20 protein-coding genes are annotated in these 25170 nt (G+C 72.1%); 7 read left to right on the forward strand and 13 right to left on the reverse strand.

Going from position 1 to position 25170, the window contains the following annotated elements:
• The first annotated feature begins 114 nt into the window (after nt 1-114).
• Together ACIGXX_RS33520 and ACIGXX_RS33525 are read left to right on the forward strand one after the other, a co-directional pair.
• Entirely contained in the window at nt 115-783 is a 669-nt protein-coding gene (locus ACIGXX_RS33520) for a response regulator transcription factor (RefSeq protein ID WP_351162653.1), read from the forward strand.
• Nucleotides 784-965: 182 nt separating this feature from the next.
• Entirely contained in the window at nt 966-2135 is a 1170-nt protein-coding gene (locus ACIGXX_RS33525; protein ID WP_366462335.1) for an ATP-binding protein, read from the forward strand.
• A gap of 50 nt (nt 2136-2185) precedes the next feature.
• On the opposite strand, the gene ACIGXX_RS33530 is transcribed toward ACIGXX_RS33525, so the two are convergent.
• Nucleotides 2186-2950: an SIS domain-containing protein gene (locus tag ACIGXX_RS33530; protein WP_351162651.1), complete on the reverse strand. Its 765-nt coding sequence runs from the start codon at nt 2948-2950 to the stop codon at nt 2186-2188.
• A 228-nt stretch (nt 2951-3178) separates the two neighbouring features.
• On the opposite strand from ACIGXX_RS33530, the gene ACIGXX_RS33535 reads away from it, so the two are divergent.
• Together ACIGXX_RS33535 and ACIGXX_RS33540 are read left to right on the forward strand one after the other, a co-directional pair.
• Nucleotides 3179-3871, forward strand: coding sequence for a metal-dependent transcriptional regulator (locus ACIGXX_RS33535; protein WP_351162649.1), 693 nt, complete (start codon nt 3179-3181; stop codon nt 3869-3871).
• 611 nt (nt 3872-4482) lie between these two features.
• A complete protein-coding gene (locus ACIGXX_RS33540) occupies nt 4483-5346 on the forward strand; it encodes an alpha/beta hydrolase (RefSeq protein ID WP_351162647.1) in 864 nt (287 codons plus the stop codon).
• Nucleotides 5347-5362: 16 nt separating this feature from the next.
• Here ACIGXX_RS33540 and pdxH read toward each other — a convergent pair whose 3' ends face one another.
• Nucleotides 5363-6019, reverse strand: coding sequence for a pyridoxamine 5'-phosphate oxidase (pdxH, locus tag ACIGXX_RS33545; RefSeq protein ID WP_351162645.1), 657 nt, complete (start codon nt 6017-6019; stop codon nt 5363-5365).
• Nucleotides 6020-6397: 378 nt separating this feature from the next.
• On the opposite strand from pdxH, the gene ACIGXX_RS33550 reads away from it, so the two are divergent.
• Nucleotides 6398-7498 (forward strand): citrate synthase 2, encoded by a 1101-nt coding sequence (locus ACIGXX_RS33550; protein ID WP_351162643.1) that lies wholly within the window; start codon nt 6398-6400, stop codon nt 7496-7498.
• Between the two features lie 178 nt (nt 7499-7676).
• On the opposite strand, the gene ACIGXX_RS33555 is transcribed toward ACIGXX_RS33550, so the two are convergent.
• From ACIGXX_RS33555 to ACIGXX_RS33600, 10 genes are all read right to left on the reverse strand, one after another.
• Nucleotides 7677-8285: a TetR/AcrR family transcriptional regulator gene (locus tag ACIGXX_RS33555; protein ID WP_351162641.1), complete on the reverse strand. Its 609-nt coding sequence runs from the start codon at nt 8283-8285 to the stop codon at nt 7677-7679.
• Nucleotides 8273-9007: an enoyl-CoA hydratase family protein gene (locus tag ACIGXX_RS33560; RefSeq protein WP_399981317.1), complete on the reverse strand. Its 735-nt coding sequence runs from the start codon at nt 9005-9007 to the stop codon at nt 8273-8275. The genes ACIGXX_RS33555 and ACIGXX_RS33560 overlap by 13 nt, the downstream gene beginning before the upstream one ends.
• Nucleotides 9008-9034: 27 nt before the next feature.
• Nucleotides 9035-10201, reverse strand: a complete 1167-nt coding sequence (locus tag ACIGXX_RS33565; RefSeq protein WP_399981320.1) for an acyl-CoA dehydrogenase family protein — start codon at nt 10199-10201, stop codon at nt 9035-9037.
• Complete coding sequence (locus ACIGXX_RS33570) at nt 10198-12177, reverse strand: biotin carboxylase N-terminal domain-containing protein (protein ID WP_399981323.1); 1980 nt, start codon at nt 12175-12177, stop codon at nt 10198-10200. The genes ACIGXX_RS33565 and ACIGXX_RS33570 overlap by 4 nt, the downstream gene beginning before the upstream one ends.
• 7 nt (nt 12178-12184) lie before the next feature.
• Nucleotides 12185-13786, reverse strand: coding sequence for a carboxyl transferase domain-containing protein (locus tag ACIGXX_RS33575; RefSeq protein WP_351162633.1), 1602 nt, complete (start codon nt 13784-13786; stop codon nt 12185-12187).
• Nucleotides 13783-15582 carry an acyclic terpene utilization AtuA family protein gene (locus tag ACIGXX_RS33580; RefSeq protein ID WP_383819124.1) on the reverse strand — a complete coding sequence of 600 codons (1800 nt, stop codon included), beginning with the start codon at nt 15580-15582 and terminating at the stop codon, nt 13783-13785. The genes ACIGXX_RS33575 and ACIGXX_RS33580 overlap by 4 nt, the downstream gene beginning before the upstream one ends.
• Nucleotides 15579-16373: a TIGR03084 family metal-binding protein gene (locus tag ACIGXX_RS33585; RefSeq protein WP_383819122.1), complete on the reverse strand. Its 795-nt coding sequence runs from the start codon at nt 16371-16373 to the stop codon at nt 15579-15581. Before ACIGXX_RS33585 ends, ACIGXX_RS33580 begins: the two co-directional genes overlap by 4 nt.
• 76 nt (nt 16374-16449) lie before the next feature.
• On the reverse strand, nt 16450-17457 hold the full coding sequence (locus ACIGXX_RS33590; RefSeq protein WP_399981330.1) for an EamA family transporter: 1008 nt from the start codon (nt 17455-17457) through the stop codon (nt 16450-16452).
• A gap of 165 nt (nt 17458-17622) precedes the next feature.
• Nucleotides 17623-18402, reverse strand: coding sequence for a GntR family transcriptional regulator (locus ACIGXX_RS33595; protein WP_399981333.1), 780 nt, complete (start codon nt 18400-18402; stop codon nt 17623-17625).
• Entirely contained in the window at nt 18399-18941 is a 543-nt protein-coding gene (locus ACIGXX_RS33600) for a UTRA domain-containing protein (protein WP_351162623.1), read from the reverse strand. Before ACIGXX_RS33600 ends, ACIGXX_RS33595 begins: the two co-directional genes overlap by 4 nt.
• 165 nt (nt 18942-19106) lie before the next feature.
• Between ACIGXX_RS33600 and ACIGXX_RS33605 the strand changes: the two genes are divergently transcribed.
• The gene (locus ACIGXX_RS33605; RefSeq protein ID WP_399981338.1) at nt 19107-19589 is read left to right on the forward strand and encodes an ATP-binding protein; all 483 of its coding nucleotides are present in this window, start codon (nt 19107-19109) and stop codon (nt 19587-19589) included.
• Nucleotides 19590-20858: 1269 nt separating this feature from the next.
• Here the strand turns inward: ACIGXX_RS33605 and ACIGXX_RS33610 are convergent.
• Entirely contained in the window at nt 20859-23699 is a 2841-nt protein-coding gene (locus ACIGXX_RS33610; protein WP_399981341.1) for an FAD-binding and (Fe-S)-binding domain-containing protein, read from the reverse strand.
• A 215-nt stretch (nt 23700-23914) separates the two neighbouring features.
• Between ACIGXX_RS33610 and serC the strand changes: the two genes are divergently transcribed.
• Nucleotides 23915-25033: a phosphoserine transaminase gene (gene serC / locus ACIGXX_RS33615; RefSeq protein WP_351162616.1), complete on the forward strand. Its 1119-nt coding sequence runs from the start codon at nt 23915-23917 to the stop codon at nt 25031-25033.
• Nucleotides 25034-25170: the final 137 nt, after the last annotated feature.

Here is a 25170-nt window from a genome sequence, read left to right on the forward strand (position 1 = left end):
CGCGTGGTCGCGTTGTCACGTCGTCGCGCACAGGCTCGCGGGAAGGGGGGTTTCGTTTCTCTCAACGGAGACGCTTACACCGACGAAAGGTGCACTTCAGGTACACAGGGCCGCATGCGCGTACTGCTGGTGGAGGACGAGGAATTCCTGGCCGAGATGATCGCCGACGGGCTGCGCCGCGACGCGCTCGCGGTCGACGTCGCGGCCGACGGTCTGACGGCGCTGCGCAAGCTCCAGCTCGGCGAGTACGACGTCGTGGTCCTGGACCGGGACCTGCCGGGCCTGCACGGCGACGAGGTGTGCCGCAGGGTGGTGGGCCAACGCCTGCTCACCCGCGTCCTGATGCTGACGGCGTCGGCCACGGTCCGCGACCGGGTGGCGGGCCTGGGTCTGGGCGCCGACGACTACCTGACCAAGCCCTTCGCGTACGACGAACTCCTCGCCCGCGTCCTGGCCCTCGGCCGCCGCACGCGCCCCGCGCTGCCCCCGGTTATCGAACGGGCGGGCCTGGTCCTGGACACGGCCCGCCGCCAGGCCAGCCGCGACGGCCGCCATCTGGCGCTCTCCCGCAAGGAGTTCGCGGTCCTGGAGGCGCTGCTGCGGGCGGAGGGCGCGGTGGTCAGCGGCGACGACCTGATCGAACAGGTCTGGGAGGAGGACACCAGCTACCGCACGAACGCGGTCCGCGTCACCCTCTCCAAACTCCGCACCAAGCTGGGCGACCCGCCGGTGGTGGAGACGGTCCCGGGCGCGGGCTACCGGATCACGGGCTGGTCGGCGTGAGGCGCCTCGGAAAGGGGCGCCTCGGAAAGGGGCGCTCCGGAAAGGGGCGCTTCGACGAGGAGCACTCCGGCACGGGGCGCGCCGGTAAGGGGCACTCCGGCAAGGGGCGCTCCGGAGGCCGTGGCTTCCGCATCGGCGGCCTCGGCAGCGAGCGTGCCCGTCTCACCGCCCTGTACGGCGGCATGCTCGTCCTCGCGGGCGGGCTGCTCACCGGGCTCGTCTACTTCCTCGTACGGCAGGGTCTGTACTCCTCGATCAGCACCGCCGTCACCACCGCCGTCCCCGCCCGGCGGCTGAGCCCGCCCTGGCGGATGCCCACCCCGGCCCCGTCGGCTTCGGTCGCCAGGGCGTTGCCCGCCGACGGCGTCACGGCCACCGACATCACGCAGGGGCTCGCCGTCACGAAGATCAGCGATGTCGCCGAACAGGCGGCCCTGAGCCGGCTGCTCACCGTCTCCGTCATCGTGCTGTTCGCGTACGCGGCGCTCTCCATCCTGCTGGCCTGGTGGATGGCGGGCCGCGTCCTGCACCCGGTGTCCGTGATCACCGGCACCGCGCGGCGCCTGTCCGGCGAGAACCTGCACGAGCGGATCGCGCTCGACGCCCCGCCCGGCGAGCTGAAGCAGCTGGCCGACACCTTCGACGAGATGCTCGGGCGGATAGAACAACTGGTCAGCGCGCAGCAGCGGTTCGCCGCCAACGCCGCGCACGAGCTGCGCACCCCGCTCGCGGTCCAGCGGGCCGCCGCCGAGATCGGTCTCGCCGGTGAGCCCGACGCGCGGCAGGTGGCCCGCATCCGTACGAAACTGATCTCCGTGGCCGACGACAGCGAGCGGCTGATCGAGGGGCTGCTGCTCCTGGCCACGTCGGAGCGGGGGCTGGAGCGGCGTGAGCCCATCGCCGTGGACGTCGTCGCCGACGCGGTGGCGGAAGGGCTCGCGGGCCTGGCCGCCGAGCGGGACGTCACGCTCCACCTGCGCGCCGAGCCGCTCACCGTGCACGGCGACGGGGTGCTCCTGGACCGCCTGGTGCACAACCTGGTGGCGAACGCCGTGCACTACAACGTCAAGGGCGGCCGGGTGGAGGTGCGCACGGGGCCGGACGGCATCGAGGTCACCAACACCGGGCCCGTCGTCCCGCCGGACACCGTCCCGCACCTCTTCGAGCCCTTCCGGCGCCTTCGGGAACGTACCCACGCGCGCGGGGAGGGCGCGGGCCTCGGCCTGTCCATCGTCGACGCGATCGCCCGCGCACACGGGGCGCAGACGACCGCGGAGGCGAACGGGGAGGGGGGAGGGCTCAGCGTGCGGGTGCGCTTCCCCACGGGGCCACAGGGACCTCAGGGGCGGTAGAGCTCAGGGCGGTAGAACTCAGGAGCGGCAGAGCTCAGCGGCGGCAGAGCTCATCGGCGGTAGAAGATCCGGTCTCCGTACTCCTCGAACACCTTGCCGTTCCAGTCGTGCCCGCCGTCCACGTTCCCCGACCGCAGCAGCGGGGGCTGGATCCCCCGCCCCGCCAGAGCCTCGACGGCCGTCGCCATCATCGCCTGCATGATCGCGTTCGTGACGACGCTGGAGGCGGGCCCGAAGGGCGCGTCCACCGAGTCGAGGCTGAGCTCCGCGTCACCGAGGGCGATCTTGGAGTCGATCACGACGTCGCAGTGGTCCTTCAGGAAGGTGCCGGACACGTGCCGCGACTTCGTCTCCGTCGCGTACGCCACCGACGTCACGCCGATGACCTTCAGGCCGAGCGCGCGGGCGTTCATCGCCATCTCCACGGGCAGCGAGTTGCGCCCGGAGAGCGAGATGATCACCAGTACGTCACCGGGGCGGGCCGGCGAGGAGTCCAGGACGGCGCCCGCGAGGCCGTCGACGCGCTCCAGGGCCGAGCCGAGCGTGGCGGGCATGACGTCGATGCCGACGACCCCGGGGACGGCGAGGAGGTTCATCAGGGCGAGGCCGCCCGCGCGGTAGACGACGTCCTGGGCGGCGAGCGAGGAGTGCCCGGCGCCGAAGGCGAAGAGCCTGCCGCCCGCCTCGACCGCGTCGGCGAGCAGCGTGCCCGCCGCGTCGACGTTCCCGCCCTCCTCGTCGCGCACCCGCCCGAGCAGGCCGATCGCGGCGTCGATGTACTGACCGGCCAGCTTGCTCTCGCTCTTCGAGCCCATGCGCCGAGGAACCTTTCCGGGTACGTATGTCGTGTACGTATTTCCTGCACGTATTTCCCGTGTGCCGCGGATCACGGTGCGGTCTGGACCAGTGCCCTGTCAATACGGCCCGAGCACCCCGTCGAGGCCGCCATGGCCGGGATTTTCCACGGCGCGATCCGGTTGTCAGTGGTATGCGTCAGAATTGACGTCAGGGCCGGCCGCACGAGAGAAATCTGAGGGGCACCCATGTCGGGGCTTATTGACACCACTGAGATGTATTTGCGCACCATCCTCGAGCTGGAGGAGGAAGGTGTGGTCCCCATGCGCGCCCGGATCGCCGAGCGTCTCGACCAGAGCGGGCCGACGGTGAGCCAGACGGTCGCGCGCATGGAGCGCGACGGCCTGGTGGCGGTCGCGAGCGACCGGCACCTGGAGCTGACCGAGGAGGGCCGCAGGCTCGCCACCCGCGTGATGCGCAAGCACCGCCTCGCGGAGTGTCTCCTGGTCGACGTGATCGGCCTGGAGTGGGAGCAGGTCCACGCGGAGGCGTGTCGCTGGGAGCACGTGATGAGCGAGGCGGTGGAGCGCCGCGTCCTGGAGCTCCTGCGCCATCCCACCGAGTCTCCGTACGGCAACCCGATCCCGGGCTTGGAGGAGCTGGGCGAGAAGGACGGGGCCGACCCGTTCCTGGACGAGGGCATGGTCTCCCTCGCCGATCTCGACCCCGGCGCGGAGGGCAAGACCGTCGTGGTGCGCCGCATCGGCGAGCCGATCCAGACGGACGCCCAGCTGATGTACACGCTGCGGCGCGCGGGCGTGCAGCCCGGCTCCGTGGTGAGCGTGACGGAGTCCGCGGGCGGCGTGCTCGTGGGCAGCAGCGGTGAGGCCGCGGAGCTGGACACGGACGTCGCTTCGCACGTCTTCGTCGCCAAGCGCTGAGGTCGCAGGACCGGGCGCCGGCGCCCGCACCCCCGGGCAACGGCGGAATCCGGCTCCCGTTACCGGGAGTTCGCGTCAACTAGCGGTGCCTGCTGGACAGTTGTGAAGACTCCGGGATCGAATGGGGTCCAAGATTCAGTGTGCGGAATCGCAGCGCCCGGACGTTTTGCGTGCCAGGCTGTCGCGAGAGGCATATGACCTGAGGGCTCTTGACCATGTCGGCGCCGGGTCTGGCCGCCACGGCCGTGGGAGGGGGCAGGAGGATGTGCCCATCTGGTGAGCGGGAGCGTGTGCGCGAGCGGTGCGCGTCGGCATGTCCGGTGCGCGCGGAGGGCCCCGGCGCCCTTGAGCGCCGGGGCCTGTCCTCCCCTGTTCTGACCCGGAGCCCCGAGCTCCCAGGGTCATCCCCCTCGGACCGTCATCCCCGAGCGGCCCGCCTCCCGATGAAGATCTCCCCTCGGCAGCGACGGCCAATCCTTGAGCGTGGTCACTCGAACGAGGGGTGTTGCCGGCGATCTGGCCGCTTTCGAAAAAGAGTTCGATAGCGTGCGGGGGTGCGTGACAGAACCAGGCGTTCAGCCCGAGCGGATTCAAGGGGGGTGCCAGGAATCATGGTGCGGCGCATTGACGTGACGGGCGCGGGCGGCGTACGCCTCGCGGCCTGGGAGTTCGCCGATCCTCCCAAGTCCAGGGAGACCGACGGCCCGCCGGGAGGCGTGCTCTTACTGCACGGCTTGATGGGCCGGGCATCGCACTGGGCGGGCACCGCCCGCTGGCTCGCCGAGCGACATCGCGCGGTCGCACTCGACCAGCGCGCGCACGGGCAGAGCGACAAGCCCCCCGAGGGCCCCTTCACCCGCGATGCCTACGTGGACGACGCCGAGGCCGCGCTCGTCCAGCTCGGCCTCGCCCCCGCCGTCCTCATCGGCCACTCCATGGGAGCGCTCACCGCCTGGCAGCTCGCCGCGAAGCGCCCCGACCTCGTCCGCGCCCTGATCATCTGCGACATGCGGGCCTCCGCACTCGGCGCGGCCTCGCAGCGCGAGTGGGAGGACTGGTTCAAGGCCTGGCCCGTGCCCTTCGCCACGCTCGCCGACGTACGGAAGTGGTTCGGCGAGGACGATCCCTGGGTCGAGCGGCCCAATCCGTCGCGCGGCGAGTTCTTCGCCGAGGTGATGACCGAGGGCCCGGACGGCTGGCGCCCCGTCTTCGACCGCGACCAGATGCTGAAGTCCCGCGAGACGTGGGTGTACGACGCCCACTGGGAGGACCTGACCCAGGTCCAGTGCCCCGCCCTGGTCGTCCGCGGCCTGGACGGCGAGCTGGGCCGTGCCGAGTCCCAGGAAATGGTCCGGGTGCTGCCCCGCGGGGCGTACGCGGAGGTGGCCGACGCGGGCCACCTGGTGCACTACGACCAGCCGGAGGCCTGGCGTGAGGCGATCCAGCCGTTTCTGGACGGAGTCCTGACGGGCTAGGGCCGCCCGGCAGCGGTCACGGGCTGAGGCGCTCCACGGTCCAGCTCTCCCGCTCGCCGTGTGCGTAGCGCAGCCGGTCGTGCAGGCGGTTCGCCCTGCCCTGCCAGAACTCCACGCTCCGCGGCTCGACCCGGAAGCCGCCCCAGTGCGGCGGCGCGGGCACCTGCTCGCCCTCCGGATAGCGCGCCGCCAAGTCGGCGTACGCGCGGTCCAGTTCGTCGCGCGTGGCGATGACCGACGACTGGGCGCTGGCCCAGGCGCCGAGCTGGGAGCCGTGCGGGCGGGTGCGGAAGTACGCCACGGTCTCCTCGCGGGCCACGCGCCGCGCCGTGCCCGTGACGATGACCTGGCGGGCCATCGGGTGCCAGGGGAAGAGCAGCGCGATGTTCGGGTTCCCGGCCAGTTCACGGGCCTTGCGGGACTCGTAGTTGGTGAAGAAGACGAAGCCGCGCTCGTCGTAGCCCTTGAGCAGGACCGTGCGCGAGCTGGGTCGGCCCTCGGCGTCCACCGTCGAGACGACCATGGCGTTCGGCTCGTGGAGCACGCCCGCGTCGGCCGCGGCCAGCGCCTGCGTGAACCAGAGCGAGAAGAGCTCGACGGGCGTGGCGGGCAGCTCCGACTCGACGAGCCCGTCCACGCCGTACTGCGCGCGTATGGCGGCAGGGTCGGACACGGGAGCGGCGGATGAGGAGGCTGGTGCGGAGGCTGATGCAGAGGCGGCGGCTCGATCGGTCACGCGGTCATCTTGCCGTATACGAAGGGGCGTCCGGCGGGCCGTCCCGCACCACGGAGAGGTGACGTGTGGCACTGAGTGCCGCATACCATCGCCAAGGGTGGCACCAAGGGATATCGTTCCGCTGCCGTATCGGTTGGGTGACCACCAGCCGCACGGGGCATCACCGGGATGACCGATCCGGACCGCGAGTCGAAGACCGGCAGCCGTCAGCGCACCGGCAGACCGCGGAACCGGACCGGACATGCCCACTTCTGACACATGGTCACGAGCTGTCTGTCACCACCATCTGTCGTACACATCACGAGGAGCCGCCTGATGTCCGACTTCGTACCCGGACTTGAGGGAGTCATCGCGTTCGAGACGGAGATCGCCGAACCGGATAAGGAAGGCGGCGCGCTTCGCTATCGCGGCGTCGACATCGAGGATCTGGTCGGCCACGTCTCCTTCGGCAACGTCTGGGGCCTGCTGGTCGACGGCGCCTTCAACCCCGGCCTGCCGCCCGCCGAGCCGTTCCCGATCCCGGTGCACTCCGGTGACATCCGCGTCGACGTGCAGTCCGCGCTCGCGATGCTCGCCCCCGTGTGGGGCCTGAAGCCGCTCCTGGACATCAGCGAGCAGGAAGCCCGCGACGACCTCGCACGGGCCGCCGTCATGGCCCTCTCGTACGTCGCCCAGTCCGCCCGCGGCCAGGGCCTGCCGATGGTGCCGCAGCGCGAGATCGACAAGGCCGACACGGTCGTCGAGCGCTTCATGAAGCGCTGGCGCGGCGAGCCCGACCCCAAGCACGTCCAGGCCGTCGACGCGTACTGGACGTCGGCCGCCGAGCACGGCATGAACGCGTCCACGTTCACGGCGCGGGTCATCGCGTCCACGGGCGCGGACGTCGCGGCGGCGCTTTCGGGCGCGGTCGGCGCGATGTCCGGCCCGCTGCACGGCGGCGCCCCTTCCCGGGTCCTCGGCATGATCGAGGAGATCGAGCGGACGGGGGACGCGGTCGCGTACGTGAAGCAGGCGCTGGACAAGGGCGAGCGGCTGATGGGCTTCGGTCACCGGGTCTACCGGGCCGAGGACCCGCGCGCGCGGGTCCTGCGCCGTACGGCGCGAGAGCTGGGCGCCCCTCGCTTCGAGGTGGCCGAGGCGCTGGAGAAGGCGGCCCTCGACGAGCTGCACGCCCGCCGGCCCGACCGCGTCCTGGCCACCAACGTGGAGTTCTGGGCGGCGATCGTCCTCGACTTCGCCGAGGTGCCGGCGCACATGTTCACGTCGATGTTCACCTGCGCGCGGACGGCGGGCTGGTCGGCGCACATCCTCGAGCAGAAGCGGACGGGCCGCCTGGTCCGCCCCTCGGCCCGCTACGTGGGCCCCGGCACGCGGGACCCCCGGGATGTCGAGGGGTACGGGGACATCGCGCGCTGAGGGATTTCCCCACCCCGTACAAGATGGCCTCAAACGCCGGCCGGGCTAACATAGCCCGGCCGGCGTTTGAGGACGAACTCGGCGAAGCCGGTGATGACGGCCACCAAGGCCCCCGCGCCGAGCGGCCCGCGGCGGAGCCGCACATGTCACAGCCGGGAAGCGGCGGGGTTGGGGAAATTCAGCGCAGCGCGCCCTCCACCAGCACCGTCCACTGCGCCACCACCCGCTCCCTGCGCCCTCCGTCGTCCGTCAGGAGATTGGCCAGGCCCAGGCCGCGGGCCATGTCCAGGAGGCCCTGGATGGTCTCCCGGACACCGGGGACGGACTCGTCGGCGTCCAGGAGTTCCACCGCTATCCGGTGCGTCTCACGCCCCACCCGCGCCTCGAGCTCCGTCACCCGCGTCCCCAGCTGGGGCTCGTTGGACGCCGCCACCCACAGGTGCAGCGCCGCCCGGAAGAGCGGACCCGTGTAGAGGTCGACCAGGGCGGCGACCACCGAGGCGCGGTCCTGCGCCGGGAGTTCCCGCAGGGCCGTGGACCGCTGCTCGGCCACGTACTCCACCGCCGCCGTGAAGAGGTCCTCCCGGGTGGGGAAGTGGTGCTGGGCCGCGCCCCGCGAGACACCGGCCCGCTCGGCGACCACGGACACCGTGGACCCCGCCCAGCCGCTCTCGGCGAGACACGCCACCGCGGCCTCCAGGAGCCGCTGCCGCGTCGCACGGCTGCGGTCCTGCTTGGGCGAGCGATCGGCGCGGTCGGCGCGATCAGCCGAGGTCACAGCACCCATGGGCACTCCCGTCGGTCGAGGAACGCCCCCATCCCCTCCCGCGCCTCCGCCGAGGCGAAGAGCCGCGCGGACAGGGCGATGAGGGAGTCCGTGTGGTGGTCGAATGCGTCGAGCACCCTAGCCGTGAGCAGCTTCTTCGTCTCGGCCAGGGCCTGCGGCGCCCCCTTCCGCAGCCCTTCGAGGAGAGGCGAGAGCTCCGCGTCCACGTCGTCCCCCGCCGCCGTCACCAGTCCGATCCGCGCCGCCTCCGCCCCGCCGAACCGCTCCCCGGTGAGGAAGTAGCGGGATGCCGCGCTCGGATCGAGGCGGGCAAGCAGCGGCATGGAGATCACCGCGGGCGCCACCCCGATCCGCACCTCCGTCAGCGCGAACGACGCCCCCGGCCCCGCGACCGCCAGGTCGCACACGCCGAGCAGGCCGAGCCCGCCCGCCCGCACATGCCCGTCCACCCGCGCCACCACCGGCTTCGGCAGCTCCACGATCTGCCGGAGCAGCCCCACGAAGACGGCCGGGTCCGGCGGCTCCCGCAGATCGGCGCCCGAGCAGAACGTCGAGCCGGTGTGCGTGAGGACGACCGCGCGCACGTCGGGGTCCTTGCCGCAGTCCTCCAGCGCCTCCGCCACCCCTCGCAGCAGCCCCGCCGAGAGGGCGTTGCGGTTGGCGGGGTTGTCCAGGGTGAGCGTCACGATGCCGCGCTCCGGGGGCGCGTACACAAGTCCCATGCGAACTCCGTAGGTCGACGGCGTGGGTCAGTACGACTTGGGCAGGCCCAGCGTCTGGTGCGACACGTAGTTGAGGATCATCTCCCGGCTCACGGGCGCGATCCGCGCCACCCGTGACGCCACGATCAGCGACGCGGGACCGAACTCCTTCGTCAGGCCGTTGCCGCCCAGCGTGTGCACCGACTGGTCGACGGCCTTCACGCACGCGTCGGCCGCCGCGAGCTTGGCCATGTTGGCGGCCTCGCCCGCGCCCATGTCGTCGCCCTCGTCGTAGAGCCGGGCGGCCTTCTGCATCATCAGGCGGGCCAGTTCGATGTCGATGTGGGACTGCGCGAGAGGGTGCGCGATGGCCTGGTGGGCGCCGATCGGGCTCTTCCACACGCTGCGTTCCTTGGCGTAGCCGACGGCCCGGGAGAGGGCGTAACGCGCCATGCCGAGCGAGAACGCCGCCGTCATGATCCGCTCGGGGTTGAGCCCGGCGAAGAGCTGGAGCAGTCCGGCGTCCTCGTCGCCCACCAGGGCTTCGGGGGGCAGCCGTACGTCGTCCAGGGTCAGCTCGAACTGCTTCTCCGCCGACTGGAGTTCCATCTCGATCCGCCGCCGCTGGAAGCCCTCGGTCTCGCGCGGGACGATGAAGAGGCAGGGCTTGAGGTTGCCGGTCCGTGCGTCCTCCGTACGGCCCACGATGAGGGTCGCGTCGGCGATGTCGACGCCCGAGATGAACACCTTGCGACCGGTCAGGAGCCAGTCGCCGCTCGCACTGTCCTTGCGTGCGGTCGTGGTGATCCGGTGGGAGTTGGAGCCCGCGTCGGGCTCGGTGATGCCGAACGCCATGGTGCGGGTGCCGTCGGCGAGGCCGGGCAGCCAGGCCCGCTTCTGCTCCTCGGTGCCGAAGCGGGCGATGACGGTGCCGCAGATCGCGGGGGAAACCACCATCATCAGGAGCGGGCAGCCCGCCGCACCCAACTCCTCCAGGACGATGGACAGTTCGGCTATGCCGCCGCCTCCGCCGCCGTACTCCTCGGGCAGGTTCACGCCTAGATAGCCGAGCTTGGCCGCGTCGGCCCACAGTTCGTCGGGGTGGCCCCCCTCCTGGACGACGCGGGTGAGGTAGTCGCGGCCGTAGCGCTTGCCGAGTGCGGCGACGGCCGCGCGCAGGGCCTGGTGCTCTTCGGTTTCGAGGACGGTGCTCATACGGATTGCTCCTCCTGTACGGCGTCTACGACGTCTACGACTGCGAGCAGCGCGCCGACCTCGACCTGGCGGCCGGGAGCGGCGTGCAGGGCGGTGAGCGTGCCGGAGGCGGGAGCGGAGATGCGGTGCTCCATCTTCATGGCCTCCAGCCAGATGAGGGGCTGCCCGGCGGTGACCCGCGCCCCCTCGGCGAGCCCTTCGGCCAGGCGCACGACGGTGCCGGGCATCGGGGCGAGCAGGGAGCCCGGCGACTGCCTGGTGACGGGCTCGGGGAGCAGCGGGAGTGGGGTGAGGGCGGTGTTGCCGACGTACACGCGATCGTCGCCGTAGCGCCGCACGGCGAACTGCCGCCGCACGCCGTCGACTTCGAGCACGACCAGCTCGCCGGACACGGAGAGCACCCGCACCCCTTCGGCGGTCAGTCCCTCGCGCGTGTGCCGGTATCGCACCTCGTGCTCGACGCCGTCCGGCTCGCTCCGCAAGAGCTTGACCTGCGGCTGCGAGGCGAGGTTGCGGAAGCCGCCGAACCGCGAGCGCCCGTGCGCGTCGGCGAGCGCGGCGGCCAGCGGGGCGTGCGGGTCGGGCGCGGGGGCGGCGAGTCCGGTGAGGTACCGGTCGTAGAAGCCCGTGTCCATGCGGGCCTCGACGAACTCCGGATGCCGCAGGGACCGTACGAGCAACTCCCGGTTGGTGACGGGCCCGTGGACCACCGCACGCTCAAGGGCGCCCGCGAGGCCGCGCAGGGCCTGCGTGCGCGTGGGTGCGTACGCGATGGCCTTGGCCAGCATCGGGTCGTAGTGCACGCCGATCGTGTCGCCGTCCCCGTACCCCGTGTCGAGCCGCACGCCCGGCACGGAGAGCCGGTGCAGGGTGCCGGTCTGCGGGGCCCACTGTGCTGCCGGGTCCTCGGCGTAGAGCCGGGCCTCGACGGCGTGGCCGCTCGCGGCGGGCGGCTCCTCCGGGAGCCGTGCGCCCTCCGCGACCTGGATCTGCAGCGCCACGAGGTCGATCCCGAACACGGCCTCCGTGACGGGGTGTTCGACCTGGAGCCGGGTGTTCATCTCCAGGAAGTGCGCCCGGTCGCCCGCGACCAGGAACTCCACCGTGCCCGCCCCGCGATAGGCGGTCACGCGCGCCGCCCGCACGGCCTGCGTGTGCAGTTCCTCGACAAGATCCGGGGCGAGGCCCGGCGCCGGGGACTCCTCGATGACCTTCTGGTGCCTGCGCTGGAGCGTGCAGTCCCGCGTGCCGAGCGCCCAGACGGTGCCGTACGCGTCGGCCATGATCTGCACCTCGACGTGCCGCCCGCCCTCCAGATAGGGCTCGACGAAGACCTCGCCGTCCCCGAAGGCACTGGCGGCCTCCGCCCGCGCGGCGGCCAACTCACCCTTCAGGGGGTCCAGTTCACGTACGACACGCATGCCGCGCCCGCCGCCACCGGCCGCCGCCTTCACCAGGACCGGCAGATCGCCTTCGGTGACGTCGTCCAGGCCCATCGGCGCGATGCCCATGAGCTCCTTGGCGCGCGTCTTGGAGGCCATGGACTCGATCGCCTCGGGCGGCGGCCCGATCCACACGAGCCCCGCGTCCAGGACGGCGCGCGCGAAGTCGGCGTTCTCGGAGAGGAAGCCGTAGCCGGGGTGGACGGCGTCCGCGCCGGCCGCCTGCGCGGCCTTCACGATGAGCTCACCGCGCAGGTAGGTGTCGGCGGGGGCGGACCCGGGAAGCCGCACGGCGGAGTCCGCCTCGCGGACGTGCAGGGCGTCCGCGTCGGCGTCGGAGTACACCGCCACGGTGGCGATGCCGAGTTCGCGGCAGGTGCGGAAGACGCGGCAGGCGATCTCGCCGCGGTTGGCGACGAGGAGCGTACTGATGGTCACGGGACCGGCCGTGGGCCCGGCCGTGGGGTTCGCCGGGGAACTCGTCAGGGAGCTGGTCAGGGGATTGGTCATGGGGGTCGTCAGGGGATTCGTCATGGGGTCCTCACATCCGAAAGACGCCGAAGCCACCGCGCGCGCCCTCGTAGGGGGCGGTGTGGATCGCGGACAGGCACAGGCCGAGGACCGTGCGGGTGTCGCGGGGGTCGATGACCCCGTCGTCGTAGAGCCGGCCCGAGAGGAACATCGGCAGCGACTCCGACTCGATCTGCTGCTCCACCATGGCGCGCAGACCGGCGTCGGCATCGTCGTCGTAGGGCTGCCCCTTGGCGGCGGCCGAGGCGCGGGCCACGATCGACAGGACCCCCGCAAGCTGCTGCGGGCCCATGACGGCGGACTTGGAGCTGGGCCAGGCGAAGAGGAAGCGCGGATCGAAGGCACGCCCGCACATGCCGTAGTGCCCCGCTCCGTACGAGGCGCCCATCAGGACGCTCAGATGCGGAACCCGCGAGTTCGACACGGCGTTGATCATCATCGCGCCGTGCTTGATGATGCCGCCCTGCTCGTACTCCTTGCCGACCATGTAGCCGGTGGTGTTGTGCAGGAAGAGCAGCGGGATGTCACGCTGATTGGCCAACTGGATGAACTGGGCGGCCTTCTGGGACTCCTCGCTGAAGAGCACACCCTGCGCGTTGGCGAGGATGCCGATGGGATAGCCGTGCAGCGAGGCCCACCCGGTCGTCAGGCTCGACCCGTACAGCGGCTTGAACTCGTCGAAGTCCGAGCCGTCGACGATGCGGGCGATGACCTCGCGCGGGTCGAAGGGCACCTTCAGGTCGCCCGGCACGATGCCGAGCAGCTCGTCCTCGTCGTACTTCGGCGGCTCGACGACCACGGCCGGATCGGCGTACGCCTTCCGCCAGTTGAGCCGCTTGACGACCCGCCGGGCCCGGCGCAGCGCGTCGCGCTCGTCCTCGGCGAGATAGTCCGCGAGGCCGGAGGTGCGGGCGTGCATCTCGGCGCCGCCGAGCGACTCGTCGTCGCTCTCCTCACCGGTGGCCATCTTCACCAGCGGCGGACCACCGAGGAAGACCTTGGCGCGCTCCTTGACCATGATCACGTGGTCGCTCATGCCGGGTACGTAGGCGCCACCCGCAGTCGAATTGCCGAAGACGACGGCGACGGTCGGAATCCCGGCGGCCGACGACTGGGTGAGGTGCTTGAAGAGCGCACCGCCCGGAATGAAGATCTCCTTCTGGGACGGGAGATCGGCGCCCCCGGACTCCACGAGGTGGATGGACGGCAGCCGGTTCGCGTGCCCGATCTCGTGGGCGCGGAAGGCCTTCTTCAGGGTCCACGGGTTGCTGGCCCCGCCGCGCACGGTCGGGTCGTTGGCGGTGATCAGGCACTCGACGCCCTCGACGACACCGATGCCGGTGACCATCGATCCGCCGACGGGGTAGTCGCTCCCCCAGGCGGCGAGCGGCGACAGCTCCAGGAACGGCGTATCGGGGTCGAGGAGCAGCTCGATCCGCTCCCGGGCGAGCAGCTTGCCGCGCCCCCGGTGCCGGGCGACGTACTTCTCGCCGCCGCCCTCCAGGGCCTTGGCCTGCTCGGTGTCCAGCTCGGCGAGCTTGCCGAGCATGGCCTCGCGGTGCTCGGCGTACTCGGCGCTCGCGGGGTCGAGCGCGGACGCGAGGACGGTCACGGGTGTACCTCCGTCGTCGGATCGGTCACTTCGGCTCCAGTCGGTGCGACCGCTTCAGCCGCTTCGAGGAGCGCGGCGGGCATGTCGAGGTGGCGGGCGCGCAACCACTCGCCGAGCCCCTTGGCCTGCGGGTCGAAGCGGGCCTGGGACGCGACGCCGGCGCCAAGAATCCCCACGACGACGAAGTTCAGGGCCCGCAGGTTCGGCAGGACATGGCGTACGACGGTCAACTCCGCCGCCTCCGGGATGAGTTCGCGGAACCGCTCGACGGTCAGCTCATGGGCGAGCCACCGCCAGGCGTCGTCCGTGCACACCCAGACGCCGACGTTCGCGTCCCCGCCCTTGTCACCGCTGCGGGCCCCGGCGACGAGGCCGAGGGGCGCGCGGCGGGTGGGGCCTGGCGGGAGGGGTGCGGGCAGGGCCTCTCCGGGTGCTTCGAGCGCTTCGAGAGGTTCGAGTACGCGGGTGTCGCGGGGCTCCTGGACCGTGAGCCGCTCGCCGCCGGGCAGTACGGCGATGTGCTCGACGGTGCCGCGATCGACGTACGCGGCTTCGAAGACTCCGTAGGGCGCGCCCTTGCCCGGGGGCGCCGTCACGTGGAAGCCGGGGTAGCTGCCGAGGGCCAGCTCGATCGCGGCGCCGCTCAGGGCGCGGCCGACGGGTTCCTGCTGCGGGTCGCGCACGACGAGCCGCAGCAGGGCGGAGGCGCCTTCTTCGCTCGCGGCATCGGCCCGGTCGGCGCGAACAAGCTCCCACCGCACCTCCTGCGGCCGCGACTTCGACCGCCCCAGCGCGTCCTCGACCTGGTCCCGCACCAGCTCGGCCTTGGCCTCCACATCGAGCCCGGTGAGGACGAAGACGACTTCGTTGCGGAAGCCGCCGAGCCGGTTCAGCCCCACCTTGAGGGTCGGCGGCGGTGCCTCGCCCCGCACCCCGGACACACGGACCCGGTCGGGCCCCTCCTGCGTGAGGGTGACGGTGTCGAGCCGGGCGGTGACGTCGGGCCCGGCGTACCGGGCGCCGGAGGTCTCGTACAGCAGCTGCGCGGTGACCGTGCCGACGTCGACGAAGCCGCCGGTGCCGTCGTGCTTGGTGATGACGCTGGACCCGTCCGCGTGGATCTCGGCGAGCGGAAAGCCGGGCCGCCGCAGCTCACGCCGCTCGTGCCGGGCGAAGAAGGCGTAGTTGCCGCCGGTGGCCTGCGTCCCGCATTCGAGGATGTGCCCGGCGACGACGGCACCGGCGAGCCGGTCGTGGTCACCGTCCCCCCACCCGAAGTGCGCGGCGGCGGGCCCGCCGACGAGGGCGGCGTCGGTCACGCGCCCGGTGACGACGACGTCGGCACCGGCGCGCAGACAGGCGGCGATCCCGGAGCCGCCGAGATAGGCGTTGGCGGTGAGCGCATCAGGAAAACGCCCCCCGAGGTCATCACCCTCCACATGGGCGACCCGCACCCCGAGCCCCAACCGGTCGGCCAACTCCCGCACGGCATCGGCGAGTCCACCGGGATTGAGCCCACCGGCGTTGGCGACGAGCTTGACGCCCCGCTCCAGGGCGAGCCCCAGGCACTCCTCCAGCTGCCGCAGGTAGGTCTTCGCATAGCCGCGCGCGGGGTCCTTGAGCCGGTCGCGCCCGAGGATCAGCATGGTCAGCTCGGCGAGATAGTCGCCGGTGAGGACGTCGAGCGGGCCGCCGGTGAGCATGTCGCGCATGGCGTCGAAGCGGTCGCCGTAGAACCCGGAGGCATTGCCGATCCGCAGCGGCGGAACCCCCGCCGCCCCTCCCCGGCCGGTCATCGGCCGCTCCCCTTGGCGGGCCGCCCCGCCCCCGGCGGCCCCGCGAAGGCCTGCGCGATGCCCAGCCACCGCTCGGCGTCGGGGCCTTCCGCGCGCAGGGCGAGGTCGTCGCGGTGGGCGCGCTGCGTGACGAGAAGACAGAAGTCGAGCGCGTCCCCGGTGACGCGCTGCTCGGCATCGTCGGGCCCACTGACCCACGACTCCCCCGAGGGCAACACCAGCTCAACCCGGAAAGTCACCACCGGCGCACTCAATCCCCGTACACCGAACGAGAAGTCCCGGGCCCGCACCCCGATATGGGCGACGTGCCGCAACCGATCCGTGGGCACCCGCGCGACACCCAGGGCGTCGGCGACGTCCTGGCCGTGGGCCCAGGTCTCCATCAGCCGGGCGGTGGCCATGGAGGTGGCGGACATGGGCGGCCCGTACCAGGGGAAGCGGGTGCCGCGCGGGGCGGCGGTCAGGGCTTTCAACAAGCCCTCGCGGCCTTCGCGCCACCGGGTGAGCAGCTCACCGGGCGGCAGCGCGGCCCCCTCATCGGCCCCGTCGTCGACGAACGACTCGGGAGCCGCGAGAGCCTCTTCGACCAGCCGCCCGAAGGCGTCGGCGTCGGTGACGGCTATCAGGGCGGCCCGGTCGGTCCAGGCGAGATGGGCGATCTGATGGGCGAGGGTCCACCCGGCGGCGGGGGTGGGCAACGCCCACTCCTGATCACCCAACCCCTCTACCAGCTGGTCGAGTTCCTCGCTCTCACGGCGCAGATCGTCGAGTACGGGCACAGCTTCGGACACGGAGCGCTCCCCTCGGGGCACGGCGGTGTGCCCCGGAGCATGGCAGCGCTCGAGGAAACAAGCAAGCGTGCTTGCATTACTTTCCGGACGTCTCCGGGACGGGCCGCTCGGCGCCCTCGGCGTCCTCGGCATCCTCGGCCGGGGCCAGCACGGCATCCGGGGTGGCCCCCGAGACGACATCCCCGGACTTACGGGCCCGACCGCGCCCGACCTGGGTCCGCACGGCGCCCATGCTGGCGGCGATGACCAGCGAGATGGCCAGGGCCTCGTTCACGGAAAGGGCTTGATTCAGTACGAGGAACCCGGCGACGGCCGCGATGGCGGGCTCCAGGCTCATCATGATCGCGAAGGTGGAGGCGGGCAGGCGCCGCAGGGCGAGCAGTTCGAGGGTGTACGGCAGCACGGAGGACATCACGGCGACGGCCGCGCCGAGCGCGAGCACCTCGGGCCGGACGAGCTTCTCGCCGGACTCGATGAGCCCGAGCGGCAGGAAGAGGACGGCGGCGACGACCATCGCGAGGGCGAGCCCGTCGGCCTGCGGGAAGCGGCGTCCCGTGCGGGCGCTGAAGAGGATGTACGTGGCCCACATGACACCGGCGCCGAGGGCGTAGGCGACACCGACGGGATCGAGCCCGCTGAACCCGCCCCCGCCGCCCAGCAGGAAGACACCGCAGAGGGCGAGCCCGGCCCAGACGAGATTCACGGCACGCCGCGAGGCGAAAACGGACAGGGCAAGCGGCCCGAGCACCTCAAGGGTGACGGCGGGCCCCATGGGAATCCGAGCGACGGACTGATAAAAAAGCCCATTCATCCCAGCCATGGCCACCCCAAAAGCGACCACGGTCCCCCAGTCGGCCCGCGAGTACCCCCGCACCTTCGGCCGGCACACGATCATCAACACCAGCGCGGCGAAGGCGAGCCGCAGGGTCACGATGCCGAGGGCTCCGGCCTTGGGCATCACGCTCACGGCGATGGCCCCGCCGAACTGGACGGAGACCCCGCCCGCGAGCACCAGCCCGACGGGCCCGAGGGCACCCCAGCGCCCGCCGGGTGCCGCCTCCTGAGCACTCTTCGACGCGTCCACAGCCAACCCTTCCACTACTCCAGCCTCGACTAGTCCACTCACCTGAACTACCCCGTCCAAGGTAGTAGACCACGTCAGGATTGTGGAGCCATTTCACTGCTGTACGCAAACGACGTCCACATGCCGGGGCGGCGAGGCTGCTCGATCAACGGCTCACGCAACGACTCACGCCGGCGTGAACTCGTACCGCAGCTCATAGAGGTGGCCGGACTTGACCATCACCGATGCCTCGATGGGCAGGTCGTCGTCGCTGTAGACGACGCGCAGGGTGCGCAGCACCGGAAGGTTGCCGGGCAGCTGGAGAGCCGTGTACTGCTCCTGCGTCGGCACGCGCGCGGAGACGCGGTCGACACTCAGGCGAGGCGGAAAGCCGAGGTCGGACAGCAGGGCCGGGGTACCGCCTCGGATCCTTCGCCGCTCGGTGATCGCGGTGCCCTCGGCGATTCCCACCGGGTAGTAGGAGGCCACCAGCTCCACCGGCTCGCCGTCGATGGAGAGAAGCTGGCGTCGCAGGACGGCCGTGCCACCGTCAGCGAGCCCGAGCGCCGCCGACACATCCGCCGGTGGAACCACTTCCGCGACGTCCATCAGCGTGCTGCGGGGGCTCGTGCCGCCCTCTGCGACCTCGGTGAGCCAGCGGTAGGCCTCGCCGCCTCCGGCCGGGGCCATGTACGCGGCAGGGCGCAAGGTCCGCTGCCGGTGCTCGCGGACGGTCACCGCCGAGCCCGCGCGCCCCACGGCCAGCCCTTCGTCCTTGAGCAGCTGCAGCGCCTTCTGCACCGTGGCACTCGACGCGTCAAACCTTGACTTGAGCTGCGTCGTCGAGGGAAGCCTGGCGCCGGGTGCCAGCTCCCCGCTCATGATCTCGTCCCGCACGTCGGCGGCGATGCGCTCGTGCAGAGCGCGGCGGTCGGATGCGGTGGCGTCGGTACGGGGCACGGTCATCCGATCCTGATCTCGTAGCGCAGGCGCTGACGGTCGGCGGGCATGGTCATCAGGTCGGCCTGAATGGGACGGTCCTCCCCGTCCAGGGTGACCCGGGCCAGCCGCAGAACGGGGACGTCCCCGATACGCAGAACCGCCCGCTCCTCTTCGCCCGGCATACGGGCGGTGACGTCCTCACGCACGGTGACGCCGGTGTACCCGAGCTCGGCGAGCAGCGTGACCGCACCGCCCGGGATCTTGGCCGTGGCGGCGAGCGGGGTGCCCCGGGCGATCTCGACGGGATAGTACGTATCCGTCAACTCATTGGGTTCACCATCAAGTTCAATGACCCGCCGCCGACCGATCACGGGCTCCCCCTCCACCACCCCGAGCAGCTCCGCCACTTCGCGCGGCGCCGGAACCTCACCGGCCTGAACGATGCGCTGGGTCCCCCTGCGCCCCCGCGCGGCCGCTTCAGCACCCCAGGCGTCGGGCCGCTCCCGGTCCCGTGGCGTCAGATACGGCATCGACGTGCTGACCCAGTCGCCATTGCTGCTCATCGTGAACTCCCGTACGCCGAAGAACTCCTTGCCGCACTGCACCGCGTTCGTACCGTAGCCAACTCACGCTGAGTCGGCGCCTTGGCCCAACCTTGCTGCTATTCGTGAATAGCAGTACGGTCCTGCCCCATCGTACAACCCCCTGGCACAAGGCGGTGGTTCACTGTGCACCTGTCACAGCGTCAGCGATTCCCCCGATCCCCAAGATCCGTCGGTGCGGCCCGCACCTTCGCCCTCGGCGCCCTCACCACCTGGGGCATCACCGACCGGCACGACGACATCCGGCTCTGCGTCTCCGAACTCGCCACGAACGCCGTCCTGCACGGGGTCCCTACGGGCCGCGATTTCGAACTCGCCCTCGCGATCGACGGCACCGACCTACGCGTAGCAGTCCGGGACAGCGGCGACGGCCACCCCGTGGCGTCGGACCCCACCACAGAGGACTGCACCGGGCGAGGCCTGCACCTGGTCCACGAACTGGCCGACGACTTCGGAGTGACGGAGCACTCCGTGGGCAAGACGGTTTGGCTCACCTTCAAAGCCCTGCGCTCCGCTCACTTGGCCGACGAGAGGGCTGGATTGCACGCTGACCTGCAAGAGAGTCGCGGCCCCGGGGGGAAGCCTGCCGCCGGGGGGCCCGGCACCTAATTTCAAGAAGGCGCATTACACAACTCACGCGCCCCCCTCCCGCCAGAACACAACTTTGCAAAGTAGGTGCGCCAGCCGCCGGTCCGGTGGTCAGCCGCTTGACGAGACCGGCACCGATCCCCGGGGCGACCGCGCACCACACACCCTTGCGGCCACCCCAGAAGATCCGGTCCGCACCCGGCAGTGAGACCCCACGGCCCTGCGGGAGTGGTCGAGAGTCCCGCCCTTCGGGCCGTCCGGTCGTCTTCCCTCGCGCGGTGGAGGGACGGGTGTCAAGGGTGGAGCGCAGCGCAATCGGCGCAGCCGACGCGACGCAGGAGCGCCCTTGACTCCCGTCCCGTAACCGCCAACCTCGGGACAACCGGGCGGCCCCGGCACCCAACGCACCACAGGCGCACCAAAGCAAAGGTCCGGGGCGCCGTCACACCCCAGGGACACCAACCTGCCGCTACCGAACCCCAACTGCCCCAGCCACAGCCCCAACCGGCTGCCCGACCGGGCGGGTGGAGCCGGGGTCCAGGCGCCCGGCCAGGAGGGGGCGGGTGGGTGGAGGCGAGGCGCCGCCGCAGGCTACCGGGACACCGCTGCCACGGGTCAGCACCCCGAGTCCGGGCCCGGCACGCCGGACGCCTGACAGCAGGGTGCACCAGTGCTACGTCCGGCCCCACGGCCGGGGAGACACCCAGCTAGGAGGGGGCGGGTGGGTGGGGACCAGGCAGCACCGCAGGCTGCCGGGACACCGCTGCCGCAGGGCCCGGGAGGCGCGAACCATGGCCGGAGCCGATGACCGGGCGCGGGTGCCCAGCTCGGTGAGGGCGGGTGGGTGGGTCGAGGCCGCACGGCACCGGGGCACTGCTGCCACAGCAACGCCCCGAGCCCCGATCGACCACACCACTCCCCCGGAAGGCTCGACACCCGGCTAGGAGGGGGCGGGCGGGTGGGGACCAGGCGGCGCCGCAGGCTGCCGGGGCACCGCTGCCGTGGGCCGGGGGCGTGAGCCGTGGCCGGAGCCGGTATCCCGGGCTTGGTGCCCAGCGGGGTGAGGGCAAGTGGTTGGCACGAGGCGGCGCCGCAGGCTGCCGGGGCGTCGCTGCCGTGGGCCGGGGCGTGAGCCGTGGCCGGAGCCGGTATCCCGGGCTTGGCGCCCAGCGGGGTGAGGGCAAGTGGTTGGCACGAGGCGGCGCCGCAGGCTGCCGAGCCGCCGAAGCCGCGGGGCAGGGAAGTCACCACCGCCCCAGCCCAGCGCAGCCCAGCGCAGCCCAGCGCAGCTCAGCGCTCTCCCAGCCCCTCCGCCAACACCTCCGCCAAATGCCGCCCCCGAACCCCCTCCCCCAACTGCTCCAGCTGCGTCCGGCAGGAGAAGCCGTCCGCAAGGACCACGGCGTCGGACGGCGCCGACCTGACCGCCGGCAGCAACTGCTCCTCCGCGCACGCCACCGACACCTCGTAATGCCCCGCCTCGAAGCCGAAGTTCCCCGCGAGCCCGCAGCAGCCCCCGCTCAACTCGCCCACCAGGCCCGCCTTCTCCCGAAGGCGGCGCTCGGCCCCGTCGCCGAGGACCGCGTGCTGGTGGCAGTGGATCTGGCCCACCACCGCCCGCCCGATCCGCGGCGGCGACCACTCCGGGGCCAGTTCCTCCAGCGCCTGCGCGAACGTCCGTACGCGACCGGCGAGTTCAGCCGCACGCCCGTCACCCCCGTCACCCCCGTCACCCCCGTCGCTCCCGCCGCCCTCCCCCATCAGCTCCACCAGATCCGTCTTCAACGCCGCCGCACAGCTCGGTTCGAGCACCACGAGCAGCGCCCCCGAATCCAGCAGCGGCCCCATCCGCTCCAGCGTGCGCCGCATCACCGCGCGGGCCCGGTCCAACTGCCCCGTGGACACGTACGTCAGACCGCAGCACACGTCCCCCGGCGGTACGACCGGCCGCAGCCCCGCGTCCTCAAGCACCCGCACCGCCGCCCGCCCCACCCCCGGCGACAGATGATCCGTGAAGGTATCGGGCCACAGCACCACCGCCGGACCCCCCGAAGCAGCCCCCCTCCCCCCGAACCACCGCCGGAACGACTCCCCCGCCAGCCGCGGAATCTCCCTCTCCCGCGCGATCCCGCCCCACCGCTTCGCCAGCGACGCCAGCACCCCCACCCTCGCCAGCGCATTGGCGACGCCCGCCGTCCGCGTCCGGTCCGCCAGCCGCAGCCACAGCGGCAGCCAGCCCATCGCGTAGTGCGCCGCGGGACGCCGGCGGCCCTCGTAGTGGTGGTGCAGGAACTCCGCCTTGTACGTGGCCATGTCCACGCCCACCGGACAGTCCGACCGGCAGCCCTTGCAGGACAGGCACAGGTCGAGCGCGTCCCGTACCTCCTCCGAGCGCCACCCGTCCGTCACCACCTCCCCCGCGAGCATCTCGTGCAGCATCCGCGCCCGCCCCCGCGTGGAGTGCTCCTCCTCGCCCGTCGCCCGGAAGGAGGGACACATGACGCCCCCGCCCGAACCGGGCGACGCCGTGCGGCACTTCGCGACGCCCACGCACCTGCGCACCGCCGCCGAGAAGTCCCCGCCGTCATGGGGGTAGCCGAAGGCCACGTCCACCGGCTTGCGCGGCAGCGGGTCGAACCGCAGGTTCGCGTCCAGCGGCGCGGGCCGCACCAGCATCCCCGGGTTCAGCAGGTCCGCCGGGTCCCACACCCCCTTCACCCGCTCGAACAGCCGGACGAGTTCAGCCCCGTACATCTTCGGCAGCAGCTCGGCCCGCGCCTGGCCGTCCCCGTGCTCGCCCGAGAGCGAACCCCCGTGCGCGACCACGACCTCCGCCAGATCCTCCGAGAAGCGCCGGAAGCGCCGCACTCCCACGTCGCTCATCAGGTCGAAGTCGATGCGTACGTGGATGCAGCCGTCCCCGAAGTGGCCGTACGGCGTGCCGCGCAGGCCGTGGTCGGCCAGCAGCCCCCTGAAGTCCCGCAGATACGCGCCGAGCCGGGCCGGCGGCACCGCGCAGTCCTCCCAGCCCGGCCACGCCTCACTGCCGTCCGGCATCCGCGTCGCCGTCCCGCTGGCGTCCTCGCGCACCCGCCACAGCGCGCGCTGCCCCGCCGGGTCCGTCACGACCACCGAGTCCACCGTGTCCCCGGAGACCGCCCGCGCGATCGCCTCCGCACGCGCGCGTGCCTCGCCCTCGCTCGCGCCGCCCGTCTCCACGAACAGCCAGGCGCCGCCCTTGGGCAGCCCGCGCGCTCCCTTGACGAGATCGGCCGCCATCCCCTCCACCGTCAGCGGGCCGTGCGGCAGCAGTCCGGCCGCGGCCTCGGCCGCCGCGCTCTCGTCGGCGTACCCGAGGACCGCGAGCGCACGCGCGCGCGGCGCGTCGACGAGGCGTACGACCGCCTCCGTCACCACGCCCAGCGTGCCTTCCGACCCGCAGAACGCGCGGGCCAGGTCCACGTCGCGCTCGGGGAGCAGGGCGTCCAGGGCATAGCCGGAGATGCGGCGCGGAAGGTCCGGGAAGCCGGTGCGCAAGAGCTCCAACTCGCCGTCGACCACAGCACGCAGGCCCTCCGGCGCGCCGGACCAGCCCCGCCCCAGGGCGAGCCGCGCGCCCGCGCCGCCGACGACCGAAAGGGACGAGACGTTGTCGGCGGTGGTCCCCCAGGCGACCGAGTGCGATCCGCAGGAGTTGTTGCCGATCATTCCGCCGAGGGTGCAGCGGTTGTGGGTGGACGGGTCGGGGCCGAAGGTCAGGCCGTGCGCGGACGCCGCGCCCCGCAGGTCGTCGCAGATCACCCCCGGCTGGACGACGGCGGTCCGCGACTCCGCGTCGAGGGACACGATCCGGTTCATGTGCCGGGTGAAGTCGAGGACGAGCCCCGTGCCGGTCGCCTGCCCGGCGATGGACGTACCGGCGCCGCGCGCGACGACGGGCACCCCGCGTTCCCGGCACACCGCGAGCGCCGCCGCCACGTCGTCCGCGTCGCGCGGGGCGAGGACGCCGAGCGGCACGCGCCGGTAGTTGGACGCGTCCATGGTGTTCAGGGCCCGCGCGGTGACGGAGAAGTCGACCTCCCCCCGCACAGCGTCTCGCAGGGTGCGCTCCAGGTCTCCGTGATCGCTCATGCCGTTCCTTTCCCCGGTCCCACCCCTACCCGAATCCCCCTGGCCACCTGCATCCCCTCCGGCTTCGCCGGAAATCCGGCCGCTCCGGCGATCGAGGAGCGGGGTCCGGGGCGGAGCCCGGGGCGGAGCCCCGCGCCGTCCACGGCGGGTGACGTGGCGGTCTCACCGGACGGACACCCCGAAGACGGCCCGCCCCGAGCCGCTAGGCTCACCTCGTGGCTGAGATCCAGATTCCCGCTGACATCAAGCCCGCCGACGGACGTTTCGGCGCGGGCCCCTCCAAGGTGCGCACGGAGGCGCTGGACGCGCTCGCCGCCACCGGTACCTCTCTGCTCGGCACCTCCCACCGCCAGGCCCCGGTCAAGAACCTGGTCGGCAAGGTGCGCGAGGGTGTGCGCGACCTCTTCTCCCTCCCCGAGGGGTACGAGGTGATCCTGGGCAACGGCGGCTCCACCGCCTTCTGGGACGTCGCGACGCACGGCCTCATCGAGAACAAGTCGCAGCACCTCAGCTTCGGCGAGTTCTCCTCCAAGTTCGCCAAGGCCTCGAAGCTGGCCCCGTGGCTGGCCGAGCCCACCGTGATCCAGAGCGAGCCGGGCACGCACCCGGAGCCGCGGGCCGAGGCGGGTGTGGACGTCTACGCGTTCACGCACAACGAGACCTCGACCGGCGTCGCGGCCCCCATCAAGCGGGTGGCCGGCGCGGACGCGGGTTCCCTCGTCCTGGTGGACGCCACCTCCGGCGCGGGCGGCCTGCCGGTCGACATCGCCGAGACGGACGTCTACTACTTCGCCCCGCAGAAGTCCTTCGCTTCGGACGGCGGCCTCTGGCTCGCCGCGTTCTCCCCGGCGGCGATCGAGCGTGCCGAGCGCGTCCACGCGAGCGGCCGGCACGTCCCGGAGTTCTTCAGCCTGCCCACGGCGATCGACAACTCCCGCAAGAACCAGACGTACAACACCCCGGCGCTCGCCACGCTCTTCCTGCTCGCCGAGCAGCTGGAGTGGATGAACAGCCAGGGCGGCCTGGAGTTCACGACCGGCCGCACGGCCGCGTCGTCGCAGGCGCTGTACGGCTGGGCCGACGAGTCCAAGTACGCGACGCCGTTCGTCACGGACCCGGCCAAGCGGTCGCAGGTCATCGGCACGATCGACTTCGCGGACGAGATCGACGCTGCGGCGGTGGCGAAGGCGCTGCGGGCCAACGGCATCGTGGACACCGAGCCGTACCGCAAGCTGGGCCGCAATCAGCTGCGGGTGGCGATGTTCCCGGCGATCGATCCGGCTGACGTCGAGGCGCTCACCAAGTGCATCGACTACGTGATCGAGAAGCTCTGACACTCGGCGGTTCTTCCGCAGTGGGGGGGGGGGGGGGGGGGGGGGGGGGGGGGGGCGCGCGCGGCCGGCCCCCCCCCCCCCCCCCCCCCAACCCCCCCCCCACAAGCAACACGAACCTCACCAGAACCCCCCGCGCG

Source organism: Streptomyces sp. NPDC055243, assembly GCF_044544025.1.
Taxonomy (GTDB): Bacteria; Actinomycetota; Actinomycetes; order Streptomycetales; family Streptomycetaceae; genus Streptomyces.